Source organism: Bathymodiolus thermophilus thioautotrophic gill symbiont (assembly GCF_003711265.1).
GTDB lineage: Bacteria > Pseudomonadota > Gammaproteobacteria > PS1 > Pseudothioglobaceae > Thiodubiliella.
Map to the genome: position 1 here is coordinate 601,144 of NZ_CP024634.1, position 16,194 is coordinate 617,337.

Here is a 16,194-nt window from a genome sequence, read left to right on the forward strand (position 1 = left end):
GCGATAGAAAGTGATGTAATTAAAGCAGGGATAACTGCGGGATTAGCCTCACTTGCTTCAGTTTATGCCTCAGAATATGTCGCAGGAATAAGTGGTGGCGCTGGACAAGTAATGGTCGGAGGTCTTTCTGGAGGGGCAATCAGTCTAATATCAGGTGGAAACTTTCAAGACGGGTTTATTGGCGGACTTGTAGGTACAATGGCAGGTGGATACATGGGTCAAAGTAGTGTTGGATGGGCAGGGCGCATAGCCATTGCCGCTGCAGCAGGTGGGGTTGTAGAAGATTAGGCGGGGTAAATTTGCCAATGGGGCGCTTAGTACGGCTTTTGTGCATTTGTTTCGTAAGTCAACGAGACCTGCGCAGGGGTTGAAGGTTTCTAATGGTGGGAAAAAATTGTATAGAATTGGCATACATAGCAATGTTAAATCAAATGCAGATTTTACAGATGGACATGTTTGGTTATCATCAGAAAAAAGTGGCACTAATGGAATGGGAACCTATGGTTTATGGAATAATAATTCTGGTGTTTTCGGGGTATTATCAAGCGGATTAGGAAATGGTGTTATATTGAATAAAGAAGGGGCATATCGACCTCAAGCAAGTAAATTTTTTCTAATTGACCGAGTTCAATATAACACATTTCAGAATTATATTAATACGCCTGATACATGGTATATAACTAATACATGTGCCGAATGGGCAAGAGATGCCATTTATGCAACAACAGGTAACTATTTAGATGTAGATGATAATTTTGGTATAGAAACTCCTAGAGAGCTTTCTAGAACATTGGGGAAATAATATGTTTAAAATTACACTTTTGCTTATAGTATTACTTGCTAGTTGTTCAAACAATAACACTCAAAGAGTAGAAAAAGATTTTTTACTTGAGTTAATGAGTTCCAATCCAAACAACAATTCATGTCATTGGTCTTGCAATACAGTAGTACTTCCTCAGGAAAAAAAGAACGATGCTTATGTGAATTTATATTACCATTGCATCCCCGTCCCTCTGGATGGAAAACCAAGGGGGAGCGTGCTCATTGAAAAATATGATTTAGAAATTTTAAGAAAGGAATACGAAAGCATTGATCCTGTAGTTATACACAAAGGTATTGAGATAAACCTCCCTCAAGAATCCTTACCTGAAGGTCAATGGGGACCGATTAAGAGCTATATAGACGACAACTTCTTTAACAATAAGTTCTACGCTGTTTAATACCATGTTGTTTTGTCAGTTTGTTTAAGCGATTAATAATCTTGATTACCAGTTTGGCATTTGAAATAAGGGGACGCCACCCTCTTTATGATAAAATACTCAAATGTCAAGACATGACAAGTCCAAAGGCATATTTGCCAACATTCCACACTAGGTACTGTAAATTCAACATAAACATTTTTTTGCTTGCAAAAATATGCACAGTAAAAAACAAAAAGATCTTGAATTTACATCAAATAAGTATAAAACTCAAAACCCCTCTATTTAAAAATTCAACAAGGTAGAATTTTGCTCTATGCAAACCCAAATTAATATACACCGCAACATTCAAAGGCCTCATATGTCAAGCACCTACCTTGGGGCATCCTAACAAAGACCCCTGCATTAAACTAAAAAACCCAACAAAAAATCACAAATCAACCCTCAAAACCTTATGCAAACATTAGCATTTATGATAAAATACTATAATTATCAGACACTTACAAAAAAATGCGAGTTAAAACCACTCAAGAACAAACCTTTGCTGATAGTTTTATCAACATACCAAACTCCCAACTAGACATCATTAACAAAGTTATCGATTGGGAAGTTATAGCCAAAGATCTGTCTCATATTAAAGTTGACTATTCTGCTGTTAGTCTGTTTAAAGCGCTATTAATAGGCACATGGCACAATCTCTCTGATGAGAAGTTGGCTGATAGTCTTAGTAGAGATTTAGTCTTTATTAACTTTTGCAACTTTAGCCTAAGTGGCAACAAACCTGATGCTACAACCATTGGCAGATTTAGAACCAAACTAATCAAACAAAATCTATTTGATAGACTTTTGAGTAGCATCAATCTTATGCTTGAGAACAATCAACTCAAACTCTCTAATGGCAAACATGTTGCCATGGATGCAACCTTAATTCAAAGTGCTAGACGCACTAAGAAGATTATTACAACACACAAAACTGGTGAGGTTTATGAGATTGATAGTAACCCAATTCAATATTCAGATGATAAAGATGCAAGATGGACATTTAAGGCGGGAAAATACACTTATGGATATTCATCAGTAGTAACAACTGATGCCAATGGATTAATTAACAAAGCCACTACGCACCCTGCTAATGATAGTGAAATGACTCATTTTGAAGAAAATGTTAAACAGGCAGGCAATCAAAAAGGCGTAAGAGTTTTATACGACAAAGGAGCAGCCTCTCAAGCTAATAGTGAAGCACTTAAAGCACAAAAGTTAAGAGATGGTATTATGCGCAAAAAACCCAAAGGCAAGCAAATGAGTCATTGGCATAAATTACGCAATAAAGCAATCAGCAAAAGAAGGTTTGTGGTTGAACGCACCTTTGGTACGCTCAAACGCACTTATGGTTTGGCAAGAAGTCGTTATATTGGTTTAGAGAAAGTTGCCAGCGAAGTTAATCTTAAAGCTATTGCTTATAATCTAGTTAGAGCGGCGAATGTTTATATTAACAAGGGATTAAATACAGCCTAGGGATTATTGTGTCTTTTTTGTGGAAACAGTACAAAAAAGAGTAGAAAATGAGCGATTTATAGTTGATATTGATGATTTTTTTAATGAAAGTTGGATTTTATATGTTTTTTGACTTTGAAAAGTCAAAAATTGAGGGTTTTGGGTTTTGATGGTTGGTTTTGGGATGCTATGCAGGGGTCTTAACACCCTAATCAACGACGATGGTGGTATTGGGCGCAACTCAAAAATTACCTTCACTGCCAATACAAGTAACATTTACTATATCTTAGCAGGTGCTTATGGCGACAAAATAATCTAACAGCAACAATAACAGACAACAACGCCAACATCACACCCAACCCATCAGACAATTACCTCTACGACGCTAACGGCAACATTGTAATCCCCCGTTTTCCGTACAACTCTAAAGTAGAAGCTTGACTGTTTGCAGTCATTTTGTTACGCCACTTTTGCTCTTGGCGGTATTCCACCCAGTGCAAAATGTGAAAAAAAGTTTATCTGAACGAGTATCAATCTATTGGTGAGTTGATCGTTGATGTGGATGATTATATTGAGTTTTACAATCATCGAAGATTTTATGAAACATTGGGGTATAGAAAACCAATGGATGCGTATCGGGAGAGTAGCATTAAATCAAGAAAAGGCGAAGGCTTTTTAAAATGGACTACATAAGAAATTTTAAAAAGTTGTCAGGGTTTTTGGGTGATGTATAAAACACCAAAACCAGCGGTTACACCAGTTTGACTAGGCTATCTACTACCATATTTCCCAACGGCTGTATCTTGGGAAAATATTGTCCACAGTAAAGCCAAGATGGTAATAAATAAACTCAATTCTATCGAGAAAATTTTGGATTTAAAGCATCTTATTGGATATTTTTAGCAATGACTGGCATAGATTCTCGTCAATTAGAGGTGGCGTGTTTGTCAAACTCACTATTTTTTTATTTCATCTAAAATGCCACCTTTCAGATGAAAGAGTAACTACATACCAGCAAAGTATTCTCTTAAAATATGATACTTATTTATTTTCATCACCTTATATCTTGGAGAAATATTAAACACAATAATCTGTTTTCTTGGAAAATCTTATTGTGCCTAGGGTTTAAACTGTCCAAGGCGAACTAGGCGAACCCCAGATTTTTCAAAGGAGCGTTTCTTCTCTCTCTCGCTGCCACTGAGAAAACGCACTTGAAGTGATTTGTGTTTGCGGAGATAACTAGGCGAAGACGACCAAAAAAAAGCAGAGGGCGTATTAGGGAACAACCTTTTATTGATACTTGGGCTGTGACAATTGCGCTTAACAAGGCTTGCTAATTCTTTGATATTTGGTAAGCGCCAATCATTATATCCTGCAAATTTACTTTCCTTTGCTGATCTTAATGCTTTCCTCCAAGTTACTTTAGAGGCGCCTCCTTTTGAGCATTGAATGTCTTCTAATCCCTCAGCACATCTTTTCCACATTAATTTGGTTTGTTTGTCAACGACAGTTCCATCATAATTATTATCATAACGACTGTTTCCCCAATTATCGACAATATTAGGGTTGCAAATTTGGGCGTTTGCCAAACCTGATAAAAATACTAAAGTAAAAAAAAATGATGTTTTCATGGTTATATTCCTATGGTTAAAAAATTGCCAAGTTAGATGGATTCTATTGCTGATATCTCGATCCAATTTAAAGTCGTTAGAAAAATTACTTAACTCCTTGTTATTTAAGGTGGTTACATATAATTCGATTGTTTTTTCTCTGTATTTTCAAATAAATACTTAAGAAATATTTGGATAACATTATCGTTAAACACAAAGGCTTTTAGAATTTTTTGCATGGCAAGAACATTCATAACTATTCCCCGAAACGCACTAAGCGTATCTTGCCACCTTTGTTGGCATCTCTACGCATACCATGACCGTCAGAGAAAGATATTCCCCATGGGTTACTTGTGAATTTACCAAGGCTAGGTGATTGACCAACATCAGGTGAGGACGACCAGAAAAAACTAGCAGGTGTACGGGGGAAATAAGTCTGATCTATACTAGGGGAACTAGAATAATCAACGATACTCCTAAGCTCTTCAATCGTTGGCAATCGCCAATCCTTTTTGCCACATAAACCTATCTTATTTATCTTGTTTACAAATGACTGGGTGCTCTTTTTACAAACGCCTTTTACCTCTAAAAGACCAGGCAGTCCGAACATGTCCAGAACTTTTTTAGCGCTGCTTTCATGACAAAACATAGTATTCGCCTTGCCACCATAATTTTCTTCATCTGTATTATGCCAATAGTAGAGATCCCACTCATTATGTAAATCAAAAACTTTGGGGATTTTTCTTTCCCATACAAGTCCAGTTACCTCATCTTTAACACAAGACCAATTTGTTGCAGTAGCTGCGAGTGGTGCACCTGTATTGCTGATTTTGGTGAAACTAAATCCCGCATGCCCATCACTGTCATTATTATGCGTTGCATCACGCCCTTGATGACAATCTTGCTTGCTTTTTATGTTGCTAGTGCAGTCAATATCATTACCTTTTTTGCCACGATTTTTCTTCGTAAGATCTGGCTCATATCCTCCAAAAGTAATACCTGTGTCGTTAAGCACGCCAAGTCCAGCTCGAGGTGTGACTTTTACTTGCTTACTCACATGACCCTCTACACCTTGAGAATCAACAGGGGTTACAACAACATAGTATTGTACATTATTAGACAAACCTTTAATCGTATAATCATAATTGTTACCATTCTTACACTTGGGAGAATTGGAGCATTTTTGTACTTTGGCATTTGGAATGAATGTGCCATCCTTTAAAGTTGAGTAGTTAACAATATGACCATCTAAAGATTTAAAACTTTGTTGTGCATAATATATATTGTAAGATTTCGCAGGAGAAAATGTATTCCAAGATACTTTGATTTGCCCATTACCTGCCACTGCCTTCGGTTTAAAAGGGCCTAACACCTGAACTTCGGATAGAGATAGGAAATTCTTATTAAGTAACTGTATTTTAACATAGCGACCTATCTTGCCTTTTTCACCTAATTTAATAGTCTTTTTGGGATGAGGCACAGTATGAAAGTCTTGTTGATAAGTGTGCTCATTAAAGTTTCTTTTAGAAGAGATGCTGACTCTATAGTTATTTATTCTCTCCATACAACATGCAGTACGGTTAAATATATTGATTTGGTTGATAACTTGCTGACTGCCCAAATCAACCATCCACCAAGCGCCTTTTTCTTTTTTAGTGTGGGTAATACCATTGGTTTTCCAAGATCCTGCGGTGTTGCCATTAACTGCATTTTTAGCAAAGTAGGCAAAAGGATACCCGTTGCTGGATTGAGTAGCATATTCGCCATAGGCTAAATTACTATAGGTTAAATTACTGTTAGCATGAACTGTGGTAGTAATGAGGGATGCTGTTAGTAGTAAAATACGACTAAGATTTTTGTTGATAACTATTAAGTTCATTGCGTTTTCCTTTTTAATTGGATTTATTTGATTAATTTAGATTTAACACAGTAAAATGATAACGCATCATTAAACTCTTGTCAAGTGCTTTTAGACTCAACAAGTTGCAAAGTTTTTTGTATTGGGTTATGATGAATTTATCACTCAGATTGAAGCACAACTTAAATGCAGAATTAAGCCAAAAACCAAGGGGAAAACCAAAGAAGTTTAAGTAACAAGGTAGAGTCGAATAACATTCACCCTTTTTTGATTTATGAAAAATAAAAACAGAAGCCGAAAAAGCACTTATTTAAAATTAATAAAAAGAGACATAAGTAAATGAAAATGTTCTTGATAGGGCGATAAAGAGCCACTCTAGATATTTTAAAGGCTTTAAATGAATAATATTTGAAACGGTTTGGTACAATCATAGATGTTATAAGTAGCCTATATAGAGACCTTTGCATAAATATGGATGATTAGCAAAATTCAATTTTTGCCCACTTGGTAATTTTCTTAAACCTTGTCCTAGTAGGGCTAAGGCTGGGTTTAAAAAAATTACCAAGTGGGTGAAAAGTGGATTCTTGATGATTATTTATATTTATGCAAAGGTCTCTTAATAATAATCCGTGCGAATTTTCGGCTTATATATACGATAATTTGAGAAACGATACCGTATTGCCAGCAGAAGCAATATGCGTATGCAGATTTTTGATGATGAGGATGATTATTACTTTCATTCCCAAGTTCCGCTTGAGAATGTGTATCAAAACCCCTTCATTTAAAAACTCAACAAGGTAGAATGCCACCTCATGCAAACCCAAATCAACATATGCCACAACACCCAAAAGATTCATACCTCAGGCGCCTACCTCAAAGACACTCGTGACAACACTAACGCCCTAATCTCAAATACAATCAACACCAATAGTGGCATTAGGCACAACTTAAAAGCCACCCCCACTACCAGCACAAGCGACACTCCCTATATCTCAACAGGCACTTGCAGTAACAACTACACCCTAATAGCAACAGTAACCAGTAGTAACGCCAATATCACGCCAAATCCATCAGGCAATTGCCTCTACGACGCCAACGGCAACACGACCCAAAACAACAAACTCATCCAATGGATTTCCTTCGACAAACCTAAGTGCTTCACTAAAGCCAGTAGCAACAATGCTACCACCTTTGCCTGCACCCCTAATAGAAGCCGATACCAAAAAAACCCAAACCCAAACTCAAACCAAAGCCAACAGCAACGCCACCGTTACCACTACCTACATCAATTTTGGCATCAAAACCCCCGGAGAGTTTTTCAGGACTTTGGGGTATTAATATAATGCATAAAACTATATTTCTGTTTGCAGCGTTACTTATTAATGGGTGTGGAAACAATGTTGAAATTCAAAGAGTAAATAAAGGATCGTTGCTTGAATTAATACACCTTAATCCAAAGAATAATCTATGTTATTGGCATTACGATATATTAAGATCTGAGAGAAGAATTGATGGCTACATTAATTTAGATTATACATGCTCTCCTTCTGCTAACTATCAAGGAAGTACGCTATTTTACAAATATAGACTAGAAATCTTAAAAGAAGAATATGAGGGCATAAATGCCACAGTTATGTATAAAGGAAAAAAGATGTCCATCCCTAAGATTCAACACCCTTTTCCATTCATAGATATCTGAACGCCTAACTTTTAGTCGTTTTAGCGTGTATCTCGCTGGTGTACTAACTGCCTTGGTATTAAATTACATTACCCCAAAACCCCTGACAACTTTTTAAAATTTGTCTTTTATTCAACATCCATGCCCAATGCAGAGGATTGTAGGGAATTGCTGGATATTGCTAGAAAATTGCCAAGTAGGTGAAAAAAAATGGATTCTTGATGATTATTTGTATTTATGCAAGGGTCTCATATATAATAAGGCGATGAAAATTGAACACCCATTAACAGGCGCAATGGTCGCCCTAATTACTCCGATGTTTGCAGATGGCTCAATAGATTTTGACGCCTTGGCAGACTTGATTGAATTTCATATTGAGAATGGCACTAAGGCTATTGTTTCTATGGGAACTACTGGCGAGAGTGCAACATTAAATCAGATTGAGCATATCAAAGTAATGCAAAAAACCATCGATATTGCCAAAGGGCGTATTGCTATTATTGCAGGCACAGGTGCCAATTCTACTGCCGAGGCGATTGAACTGACTCAGGCTGCTAAAGATATGGGGGCAGATGCGTGTTTATTGGTTACACCTTATTACAATAAGCCGACACAAGAGGGGTTGTACCAACATTACAAAGCCATTGCCGAGGCGGTTGATATTGACCAAATTTTGTATAATGTGCCAGGTAGAACGGCAGTGGATTTGTCTGTAGAAACTACCGTGCGTTTGTCTGAAGTTGATAATATTATTGGCATCAAAGATGCTACGGGGGATTTGAAAATTGCACAGGCATTAATAGACCATTGCCCAGCAGATTTTTTATTGTATAGTGGCGATGATGCAACCGCAGTTGAATTTATCTTAATGGGTGGCCATGGCGGTATTTCAGTAACGAGTAATATAGCGCCAAAAGAGCTGTCAAATGCCTATCAAGCGGCTTTTGAGGGTGATGAAAAAATGGCTCAAGAGATTGATGCAAATTTACACAATTTACATCAGCATTTATTTATTGAGTCAAATCCAATTCCAGTGAAATGGGCTATGTATAAAATGGGAAAATGTGGAAGTGGCATTCGCTTACCTTTAACAAAATTATCACCGAACGCTCGAGATATATTAGAGCAAGATTTAGTCAATTTAGGGATTTCAATATGATAAAAATATTCGCAATTACCTTACTTACCTTTTCTGTAATGGGTTGTTTTTCATTGGACCAAGACGAAAATAATAAACCAGTAAACCTTGGCGAAAGAGACATTCAATATTATGCAAATAAAACAGTAACTTCTTTAGAGGTGCCACCAGATTTAACGCAACCAAATTCTCAAGATGCCCTTAAATTGAATGAGTATGTATCGAATATTGCAGAAAATACAATTAGTTTTTCTAAGAATGATGCTGTTGCAGGCAGTGCGTCAAAAGCTTTGGATGCATCTATTGATGTTCAAGTTAAAAAAATGGGTCAAATTCGTTGGTTAGTGGTTGATAAAAAGTTAGGTGTGGTGTGGGATTTGGCACAATCTTTCTTTGAGTCGCATGGTTTTGAGATTAAAAAAACCAATAAAAAAATTGGCATAATGGAAACAGATTTTTTAGAAAATCGTCCTGAAATTCCAGATCAATCTATTGGTTTTCTTAGATCAATGTTGAAAAAGGCAGTTTCTGCAAGATATGCATTGCCAACTATTGACAAATACAGAATAAGAATTGAACCTACAGATGACGACAAGAAAACCGAAGTGTATCTAACACTAAGTTCTATGGAAGAAGTGATTACCGATTCAGGCAGTGAAAATGAAAATACTATTTGGCAGGTTCGTTCCAAAGATGAGACACTAGAAACTGAAATGCTGTATCGTTTTATGCTTTATCTTGGCAGCGATCAAGCACAAGCAAGAAATCAAATTGTTGCCACCCAAAAGAAAAGAAAATCAAATGTAGAGTTAGTTGAAGGGGTTGGTGGCTATGCAAAACTTAAATTTTCTTTAGATAAATACAACACTTGGGAGAGTGTTGGTTGGGCGCTTGATCAATTGGGTATTGATGTTGAAGATAAAGATATGAGAGAAGGCAGTTTTTATATCAATATTGCCAAGGAAAAAGACAAAGGCATTTTTTCAGATCTTTTTGGTGATGATGCGATTAAGGAATCATACCAAATTGTTGTGAGACAGATTAGCAGCGAGACAACAGAGGTGTATTTTAACGATTTGTCTGAACAAGATAATGAGGAGACAGTTGACTTTAGTCACGAGTTATTGGGCAATATAGCCGACCAATTTTAGTAAGGGCAGTCATATTTTCTTTTAATTAGAGACCTTTGCATAAATATGAATAATCATCAAGAATCCACTTTTCATCCACTTGGTAATTTTTTAAGCCCAGCCTTATTCCTACTAGGACAAGGTTTAAGAAAATTACCAAGTGGGCAAAAATTGAATTTTGCTAATCACCCATATTTATGCAAAGGTCTCAATTAGTAGGTTTATAAAATCTAACTACAGTAACCATTATGCAAAAATCTTTTATTCAGCAAATTATTCAGCAAGACATTTCACTGGATGATTTAACAGATGAAGATTTGGCACAATTTTGTCAAACTGCCAATCTTGCTTATCGAGCAGGCGAGCCTATTGTTAGCGACAAGGATTATGATTTTATTTATCTTGCTGCACTCAAGGAAAGACTACCACATCATTCATTATTTCAATCTGTAGAACCAGAAGGGCAAGGTTTTTCTGAAGAAAAGGTGTTGCTACCAGAAATTATGTTGTCTATCGATAAGGCGTATTCGTGGCAAGAAATAAGCAAATGGTTGGAACGCATTCAAAAATCTGCCTCCATTATAGACCTTGCTAATAACAAAATTCAAATCAAAGCCACGCCTAAGTTAGATGGCTTTGCAGGTTATGATGATGGTAAAAAACTATACACTAGAGGGGATGGCAAAAAAGGCAGTGATATTAGTCGTGTGTTTGAGCGTGGATTGCAAATTTATAATGATTCTGAGCGTGGGCAAGGTGCAGGTGAAATTGTGGTTAAGAAAAGTTATTTTGAATCTCATTTGTCTGATGACTTTGAATATCCGCGCAATTTTCAAGCAAGCCTTATCAAAGAAAAAGAACTTGATATTAAAGCACAACAAGCGATTGATGCTAAAGCTGCTTTGTTTGTGCCTTTTGCCCAGTTGCCAACCAAGTTAGTTGATATGAGTGAATTAGAGGGGCAATTTACACAAATTGTTGATTACATATTGGAAAGTGTTGATTTTGATGTAGATGGCGTGGTGTTTGCAGTAACCGACGATGCGTTGAAAAATTGTATGGGTGCCAATCGAAAGTTTCATCGTTGGCAAATTGCTTTTAAAGAAAATAGAGACAAGGCACAAGTCAAGGTTCTGTCAGTTACCCCTCAAGTTGGACGCACAGGCAAAATCACTCCTGTGGCAGAATTAGAGCCAACTTTGCTTAGTGGTGCAACCATTCATCGTGCAACAGGACATCATTACGGCTTAGTTAAAGAGCAAGGATTGGGCAGTGGCTCAATCATCGAGTTAACCCGTTCTGGTTTGGTTATCCCTAAAATCAATCAAGTTTTAAAATCAGCACCGACCGATATTCCAGCAGTTTGCCCAAGTTGTAGCGAACCGTTGCAATGGGAATCTGATTTTTTAATGTGTATTAATCACCAAGAATGCCCCGCACAAGTTATTGGGAAAATGGCGTATTTTTTTAAGATACTCGCCAATAATGATGGTTTTGGCATTGCTACTATTGAAAAATTATACGAACAAGGTATTCGTAAAATTTCAGAAATTTATGCCTTGAATGCAGAGCGTTTAATGGCAATGGGTTTTGGCGAAAAAACCAGTAGCAATCTAATTGGGCAATTAGAAAGGTCAAGCGCCGAGCAGATTGAAGATTGGCGCTTTTTAGCAGCATTCGGCGTTGTTAGATTGAGCATAGGAAATTGTGAAAACTTACTCAAAGCCTATCCACTCAGTGATATTTTTGCACTTAATATTGAGAAAATAGCGGAAATTGAAGGTTTTGCCGAACTCACTGCACATGCTATTGTTACAGGACTTAAAAGCATTAAAGATGAATTTGAATTATTAAGCCAACGCAATTTTAATTTAGAATTAACGCATTTGCAAAAAGATTTGGTGGCATTTGCACATGAACTTAACGGTAAAAAAGTGGTCTTTACTGGCAAGATGAATACCCCAAGAGAGGCGATGAAAAAACACGCTAAATCTATTGGCATTCAAGTGGCAACCAGTGTAAGCGCAAAAACAGATTATTTGATAATAGGTGAAAAAGTAGGGGATAAAAAAATTGAAAATGCAAAAAAATTCGGCGTAGAAATATTGACTGAAGAAAAGTATTTGGCAATCGTTCAATAATAAACGCTTGACAAAAAAATTATTTAATCTATAATTTCGCCTTAGTTACTTTCCAATGGTGGAATTTAATACAAAACATTGACGTTTATTCGAACTTTTTAATTAAGGGGTTTGGGTAAGCGTTTTTTTTTGCCAGTTTCAAGGTGGAACTGAAAAAAAGGTATAGAAGCCAACAACTGTGTTTGCATATTTTGCAAGTGTGGCTGTTGGCTTTTTTTGTTTTTGAAAATAGGAGAATTATATGAAAATGATAACAGCAATCATCAAGCCTTTTAAGCTTGATGAAGTAAGAGAGGCTCTATCTGAAATTGGTGTTTCAGGTATTACGGCGACAGAAGTTAAAGGCTTCGGTCGTCAAAAAGGCCATACAGAACTTTATCGTGGTGCAGAATATACAGTGGATTTTTTACCAAAAGTTAAACTGGAAATTGCGATTAGTTCAGACCAAATTGACAGTGTGATTAAGGTCATTAGCACATCGGCGAAGTCTGATGGCGAAGGAAAGATTGGTGATGGTAAAATTTTTGTTAGCAATTTAGAGCAAGTTGTCCGCATTAGAACGGGCGAAACTGGCGCAGTTGCACTTTAAGGGGAAATAATTATGGAAAATACAATATTAGAAATGCAATTTGCCATCGATACTTTTTATTTTTTAGTAATGGGTGCGCTGGTAATGTGGATGGCAGCAGGCTTCTCAATGTTAGAAGCAGGCCTTGTTAGAAGTAAAAATACCACAGAAATTTTAACTAAAAATATCGGATTGTTTGCCATTGCTTGTACCACTTATATGATATATGGTTATGACTTAATGTATGGTGGCGGTGTATTATTAGATGGCATTAATGGACAAGGTGATACATATTCAAATGCAGCAGATTTTTTCTTCCAAGTAGTATTCGTTGCAACAGCAATGTCAATTGTCTCTGGTGCGGTAGCTGAAAGAATGAAATTATTTTCATTTTTTGCTTTTGCCTTGGTATTTACTGCCATTATTTACCCATTAGAAGGCGCATGGACTTGGGGTGGCGAGGCAGTATTTGGACTCTTTAAATTGTCTGACTATGGTTTTTCTGATTTTGCAGGCTCAGGTATTGTGCATATGGCAGGTGCAGCAGCAGCACTCGCAGGCGTTATTCTCTTAGGCGCCCGTAGAGGAAAATATAACAAAGACGGTTCGTCGAACGCTATCATGGGTGCAAATATGCCCTTAGCAACACTAGGTACATTTATTTTATGGATGGGTTGGTTTGGCTTTAACGGTGGTTCTGTTTTGGCAATGGCAAGTAAAGAAAGTGCCAATGCAGTAGCAATGGTGTTTTTGAACACCAATGCAGCAGCAGCAGGTGGTGTGATTGCAGCATTGTTGTTAGTCAAAATATTATGGGGCAAAGCCGATCTTACTATGGCGCTGAATGGTGCATTAGCAGGTTTGGTTGCTATTACCGCAGGTCCTGATATGCCGAGTGCATTAGAAGCAACTTTGATTGGTGCAGTAGGGGGTATTTTGGTGGTATTTTCAATCTCAGTTCTAGACAGAGTGTTTAAGATTGACGATCCAGTTGGTGCGATTTCTGTGCATGGTGTGGTTGGATTATGGGGCTTATTAGCAGTGCCATTGACCAATCCTGATGTGTCATTTACTGGACAATTACTCGGTGCTGCCACTATCTTTGTTTGGGTATTCGGTGCATCTTTTGTACTTTGGTTGGCTATTAAGACAATTATAGGTGTTCGTGTTTCAGAGCAAGAAGAAGCGGAAGGTGTTGATGTTTCAGAATGTGGATTACACGCTTATCCAGAATTTACAACTAAGTAAGAAAATAAGTTATAAATATGGATGATTAGCAAAATTCAATTTTTGCCCACTTGGTAATTTTCTTAAATCTTGTCCTAGGGCTGGGTTTAAAAAATTATCAAGTGGGTGAAAAGTGGATTCTTGATGATTATTTATATTTATACGAAGGTCTCAAGTTAGAACTATTATGCTTTTGCAAAGAGTATAAATCTTTCTAATTTTCTAAAAAAATTCATTATTTTTTTTACCTTGCAAATGCAAGGTTTTTTTTCGCTTAAAAAACGGTATAATTCGCCCTCTATGAATATAGCACTTAAAATCATTCTTGTTGATGAAAACACAGGCCGCTCGGCGATGTTGCGTCGCGCCTTACAAGACAAAGGACATGAAGTGATTTGTCGTATGGACAGTAGTGCTAATTTGCAAAATAGCAATGAAATGACCCATGCAGATGTGGTGATTGTGAATGCAGATATCCCCGATGAGGAGGTATTTGCAAATTTAACTGATATCAACAAAACCAAGCCCAAACCGATTGTAATGTTTACTGAGGAATCTAACTCTGAGATGACAAGTTCAGCGATTAAATCTGGTGTAAATGCCTATATTGTTGATGGCCTTGAAGAGAATCGTGTGCAGCCGATTATTGATGTTGCAATGGCACGATTTAGAGAGTTTCAAGCGCTTAAGGATGAGTTGGATGCAACACGCAATCAACTTTCAGAGCGTAAAGCCGTTGAAAAAGCCAAGGGTTTATTGATGCAACGCAAGAACATTAGTGAAGATGAGGCTTACCAGTCTTTGCGTAAAATGGCAATGGATAAAAATAAACGCATTGTTGATGTGGCAGAAAGTGTGATTAACGCTTTTGAACTTTTAGGCTAGTCTTCGCTTTTGTCTAATTTTGTAAATTCTTCTTCGATTTTATCCATTTCATCGTCCAATTCATCTTCGTCCCAGTCTTCTTCTGTGCCTGAATCTGGTGAATGAGTTGGATCATTATCGGTTGGCTGTGTTGATGTTTGCTCTTTCTTTTGAGAGGTAAACATCGGTGCGAAAATTAACCCTGCTTCAAACAGCAGCCACATTGGAATAGCAATCAATGTTTGTGAAATAATATCAGGTGGCGTAAGTAACATTCCCAAGACAAATGCACCAATGACCACATAAGGGCGGTTCTTTTTGAGTTTTTCAATGGTTGTCATATTAAACATAATGATTAATATAGTAGCAATCGGCACTTCAAATGCCACACCAAATGCAAACGATACCTTTAAGACAAAATCTAAATAATATTGAATATCAGGGGTAAAGTCCACCACACTAGGTCCAATACTAGACAAAAAGCCAAAAATAACTGGGAAAACAACATAGAATGAAAACAACAAACCCACATAAAACAACAGCGTGGAGGAAATTACCAGCGGCACAATCATTTGTTTTTCGTGCTTGTAGAGTGCAGGTGCAATAAACGACCAAATTTGATAAAGCAAATAGGGCATTGCCAAATATACCGCAATAATAAGCGTCATTTTTAGCGGTGTTAAAAAGGGTGATATGATGCCAATGGCAATAATATTGCTGTCTGCAGGTAAGACATTGATAATCGGTGCAGCAATAAAAGCATACACTTCATTGGCAAAGGGAAATAACCCCGCAAAGATAATTAAAATGGCGATCACCGAATGTAACAAGATGTTACGCAGTTCAATCATATGTTGAACAAAGCTCATATTTTTAACTTCGGTACTATGATTTTTCGACATCTTTTTTAATATCGTTGACCGCTTTCTTGGTGTCGTCAAATACCTCTAAAATATTGGTATTTTTATCCATGGTGTGTAAATGTTTTTTAATCTCATCAGTGTCAATTTCTGCATCAATATCCGCTTGAACTTTAGCAACAAATTGTTTGGCTTTGCCAACATAGCGTCCAACCGTTCTCGCAATGGCAGGCATTTTTTCAGGGCCGACGATAATCAGCGTAATGACACCAATTAAGGCAAATTCCCAAAATCCAATATCAAACATAGCTTATTTTAAAGCCTTCGTATAAATACGAATGATTGGAAAAAATCAACTTTTCCCCGCTTAGTGGAAGAACCAAAGCTGGGTTTAAAAAAATGAGATTTTGATGATTGTTCATATTTA

The 16,194-nt window shown here is 37.0% G+C and carries 20 protein-coding genes; 15 read left to right on the forward strand and 5 right to left on the reverse strand.

Annotated elements, in window-relative coordinates; all coding sequences use genetic code 11:
- The first annotated feature begins 111 nt into the window (after nucleotides 1–111).
- The 6 genes from MS2017_RS11070 (at nucleotide 112) to MS2017_RS11870 (ending at nucleotide 3,386) form a co-directional block, all read left to right on the forward strand.
- A complete protein-coding gene (locus tag MS2017_RS11070; protein WP_164707570.1) occupies nucleotides 112–288 on the forward strand; it encodes a hypothetical protein in 177 nt (58 codons plus the stop codon).
- A 79-nt stretch (nucleotides 289–367) separates the two neighbouring features.
- A complete protein-coding gene (locus tag MS2017_RS02090; protein WP_164707571.1) occupies nucleotides 368–802 on the forward strand; it encodes a hypothetical protein in 435 nt (144 codons plus the stop codon).
- Between the two features lies 1 nt (nucleotide 803).
- Nucleotides 804–1,220: a hypothetical protein gene (locus MS2017_RS02095; RefSeq protein WP_122951106.1), complete on the forward strand. Its 417-nt coding sequence runs from the start codon at nucleotides 804–806 to the stop codon at nucleotides 1,218–1,220.
- 489 nt (nucleotides 1,221–1,709) lie between these two features.
- Entirely contained in the window at nucleotides 1,710–2,714 is a 1,005-nt protein-coding gene (locus MS2017_RS02100) for an IS5 family transposase (RefSeq protein ID WP_122951107.1), read from the forward strand.
- 163 nt (nucleotides 2,715–2,877) lie between these two features.
- Nucleotides 2,878–3,012 carry a hypothetical protein gene (locus tag MS2017_RS11765; protein ID WP_277424492.1) on the forward strand — a complete coding sequence of 45 codons (135 nt, stop codon included), beginning with the start codon at nucleotides 2,878–2,880 and terminating at the stop codon, nucleotides 3,010–3,012.
- 200 nt (nucleotides 3,013–3,212) lie between these two features.
- Nucleotides 3,213–3,386, forward strand: coding sequence for an IS3 family transposase (locus MS2017_RS11870; RefSeq protein WP_122951108.1), 174 nt, complete (start codon nucleotides 3,213–3,215; stop codon nucleotides 3,384–3,386).
- A 425-nt stretch (nucleotides 3,387–3,811) separates the two neighbouring features.
- Here the strand turns inward: MS2017_RS11870 and MS2017_RS02110 are convergent, their stop codons facing one another.
- Together MS2017_RS02110 and MS2017_RS02115 are read right to left on the reverse strand one after the other, a co-directional pair.
- Nucleotides 3,812–4,324: an Lcl C-terminal domain-containing protein gene (locus MS2017_RS02110; protein ID WP_122951109.1), complete on the reverse strand. Its 513-nt coding sequence runs from the start codon at nucleotides 4,322–4,324 to the stop codon at nucleotides 3,812–3,814.
- A 235-nt stretch (nucleotides 4,325–4,559) separates the two neighbouring features.
- The gene (locus MS2017_RS02115; RefSeq protein ID WP_122951110.1) at nucleotides 4,560–6,182 is read right to left on the reverse strand and encodes an Lcl domain-containing protein; all 1,623 of its coding nucleotides are present in this window, start codon (nucleotides 6,180–6,182) and stop codon (nucleotides 4,560–4,562) included.
- Nucleotides 6,183–6,973: 791 nt separating this feature from the next.
- Between MS2017_RS02115 and MS2017_RS02120 the strand changes: the two genes are divergently transcribed.
- From MS2017_RS02120 to MS2017_RS02155, 9 genes are all read left to right on the forward strand, one after another.
- Nucleotides 6,974–7,504: a hypothetical protein gene (locus tag MS2017_RS02120; protein ID WP_122951111.1), complete on the forward strand. Its 531-nt coding sequence runs from the start codon at nucleotides 6,974–6,976 to the stop codon at nucleotides 7,502–7,504.
- Nucleotides 7,504–7,860, forward strand: a complete 357-nt coding sequence (locus MS2017_RS02125; protein ID WP_071565013.1) for a hypothetical protein — start codon at nucleotides 7,504–7,506, stop codon at nucleotides 7,858–7,860. The genes MS2017_RS02120 and MS2017_RS02125 overlap by 1 nt, the downstream gene beginning before the upstream one ends.
- Nucleotides 7,861–8,104: 244 nt before the next feature.
- A complete protein-coding gene (gene dapA, locus MS2017_RS02130; RefSeq protein WP_071565016.1) occupies nucleotides 8,105–8,998 on the forward strand; it encodes a 4-hydroxy-tetrahydrodipicolinate synthase in 894 nt (297 codons plus the stop codon).
- A complete protein-coding gene (bamC, locus tag MS2017_RS02135; RefSeq protein ID WP_076982515.1) occupies nucleotides 8,995–10,128 on the forward strand; it encodes an outer membrane protein assembly factor BamC in 1,134 nt (377 codons plus the stop codon). Before dapA ends, bamC begins: the two co-directional genes overlap by 4 nt.
- 45 nt (nucleotides 10,129–10,173) lie before the next feature.
- Nucleotides 10,174–10,323: a hypothetical protein gene (locus tag MS2017_RS11075; protein ID WP_164707573.1), complete on the forward strand. Its 150-nt coding sequence runs from the start codon at nucleotides 10,174–10,176 to the stop codon at nucleotides 10,321–10,323.
- A 32-nt stretch (nucleotides 10,324–10,355) separates the two neighbouring features.
- Entirely contained in the window at nucleotides 10,356–12,248 is a 1,893-nt protein-coding gene (locus MS2017_RS02140) for a helix-hairpin-helix domain-containing protein (RefSeq protein WP_122951112.1), read from the forward strand.
- Nucleotides 12,249–12,489: 241 nt separating this feature from the next.
- On the forward strand, nucleotides 12,490–12,837 hold the full coding sequence (locus MS2017_RS02145) for a P-II family nitrogen regulator (RefSeq protein WP_071565011.1): 348 nt from the start codon (nucleotides 12,490–12,492) through the stop codon (nucleotides 12,835–12,837).
- Nucleotides 12,838–12,849: 12 nt separating this feature from the next.
- Nucleotides 12,850–14,064, forward strand: a complete 1,215-nt coding sequence (locus MS2017_RS02150) for an ammonium transporter family protein (RefSeq protein WP_071565010.1) — start codon at nucleotides 12,850–12,852, stop codon at nucleotides 14,062–14,064.
- A 279-nt stretch (nucleotides 14,065–14,343) separates the two neighbouring features.
- Nucleotides 14,344–14,928, forward strand: coding sequence for an ANTAR domain-containing response regulator (locus MS2017_RS02155; RefSeq protein WP_098008896.1), 585 nt, complete (start codon nucleotides 14,344–14,346; stop codon nucleotides 14,926–14,928).
- On the opposite strand, the gene tatC is transcribed toward MS2017_RS02155, so the two are convergent.
- The 3 genes from tatC to MS2017_RS11770 are packed head-to-tail and all read right to left on the reverse strand — an operon-like array spanning nucleotide 14,925 to nucleotide 16,189.
- The gene (gene tatC / locus MS2017_RS02160) at nucleotides 14,925–15,809 is read right to left on the reverse strand and encodes a twin-arginine translocase subunit TatC (protein WP_122951113.1); all 885 of its coding nucleotides are present in this window, start codon (nucleotides 15,807–15,809) and stop codon (nucleotides 14,925–14,927) included. The genes MS2017_RS02155 and tatC overlap by 4 nt on opposite strands.
- Nucleotides 15,793–16,074 carry a Sec-independent protein translocase protein TatB gene (gene tatB / locus MS2017_RS02165; protein WP_122951114.1) on the reverse strand — a complete coding sequence of 94 codons (282 nt, stop codon included), beginning with the start codon at nucleotides 16,072–16,074 and terminating at the stop codon, nucleotides 15,793–15,795. The genes tatC and tatB overlap by 17 nt, the downstream gene beginning before the upstream one ends.
- Entirely contained in the window at nucleotides 16,067–16,189 is a 123-nt protein-coding gene (locus MS2017_RS11770) for a hypothetical protein (RefSeq protein WP_277424493.1), read from the reverse strand. The genes tatB and MS2017_RS11770 overlap by 8 nt, the downstream gene beginning before the upstream one ends.
- Nucleotides 16,190–16,194 lie beyond the last annotated feature (5 nt).

Bases quoted from the DNA above. Each gene is read 5' to 3' on its own strand.
- MS2017_RS11070 (WP_164707570.1), top strand. From the start codon at position 112: ATGGTCGGAGGTCTTTCTGGAGGGGCAATCAGTCTAATATCAGGTGGA.
- MS2017_RS02095 (WP_122951106.1), top strand. From the start codon at position 804: ATGTTTAAAATTACACTTTTGCTTATAGTATTACTTGCTAGTTGTTCA.
- MS2017_RS02100 (WP_122951107.1), top strand. From the start codon at position 1,710: ATGCGAGTTAAAACCACTCAAGAACAAACCTTTGCTGATAGTTTTATC.
- MS2017_RS11765 (WP_277424492.1), top strand. From the start codon at position 2,878: ATGCTATGCAGGGGTCTTAACACCCTAATCAACGACGATGGTGGTATT.
- MS2017_RS02110 (WP_122951109.1), bottom strand. From the start codon at position 4,324: ATGAAAACATCATTTTTTTTTACTTTAGTATTTTTATCAGGTTTGGCA.
- MS2017_RS02115 (WP_122951110.1), bottom strand. From the start codon at position 6,182: ATGAACTTAATAGTTATCAACAAAAATCTTAGTCGTATTTTACTACTA.
- MS2017_RS02120 (WP_122951111.1), top strand. From the start codon at position 6,974: ATGCAAACCCAAATCAACATATGCCACAACACCCAAAAGATTCATACC.
- MS2017_RS02125 (WP_071565013.1), top strand. From the start codon at position 7,504: ATGCATAAAACTATATTTCTGTTTGCAGCGTTACTTATTAATGGGTGT.
- dapA (WP_071565016.1), top strand. From the start codon at position 8,105: ATGAAAATTGAACACCCATTAACAGGCGCAATGGTCGCCCTAATTACT.
- bamC (WP_076982515.1), top strand. From the start codon at position 8,995: ATGATAAAAATATTCGCAATTACCTTACTTACCTTTTCTGTAATGGGT.
- MS2017_RS11075 (WP_164707573.1), top strand. From the start codon at position 10,174: ATGAATAATCATCAAGAATCCACTTTTCATCCACTTGGTAATTTTTTA.
- MS2017_RS02140 (WP_122951112.1), top strand. From the start codon at position 10,356: ATGCAAAAATCTTTTATTCAGCAAATTATTCAGCAAGACATTTCACTG.
- MS2017_RS02145 (WP_071565011.1), top strand. From the start codon at position 12,490: ATGAAAATGATAACAGCAATCATCAAGCCTTTTAAGCTTGATGAAGTA.
- MS2017_RS02150 (WP_071565010.1), top strand. From the start codon at position 12,850: ATGGAAAATACAATATTAGAAATGCAATTTGCCATCGATACTTTTTAT.
- MS2017_RS02155 (WP_098008896.1), top strand. From the start codon at position 14,344: ATGAATATAGCACTTAAAATCATTCTTGTTGATGAAAACACAGGCCGC.
- tatC (WP_122951113.1), bottom strand. From the start codon at position 15,809: ATGTCGAAAAATCATAGTACCGAAGTTAAAAATATGAGCTTTGTTCAA.
- tatB (WP_122951114.1), bottom strand. From the start codon at position 16,074: ATGTTTGATATTGGATTTTGGGAATTTGCCTTAATTGGTGTCATTACG.
- MS2017_RS11770 (WP_277424493.1), bottom strand. From the start codon at position 16,189: ATGAACAATCATCAAAATCTCATTTTTTTAAACCCAGCTTTGGTTCTT.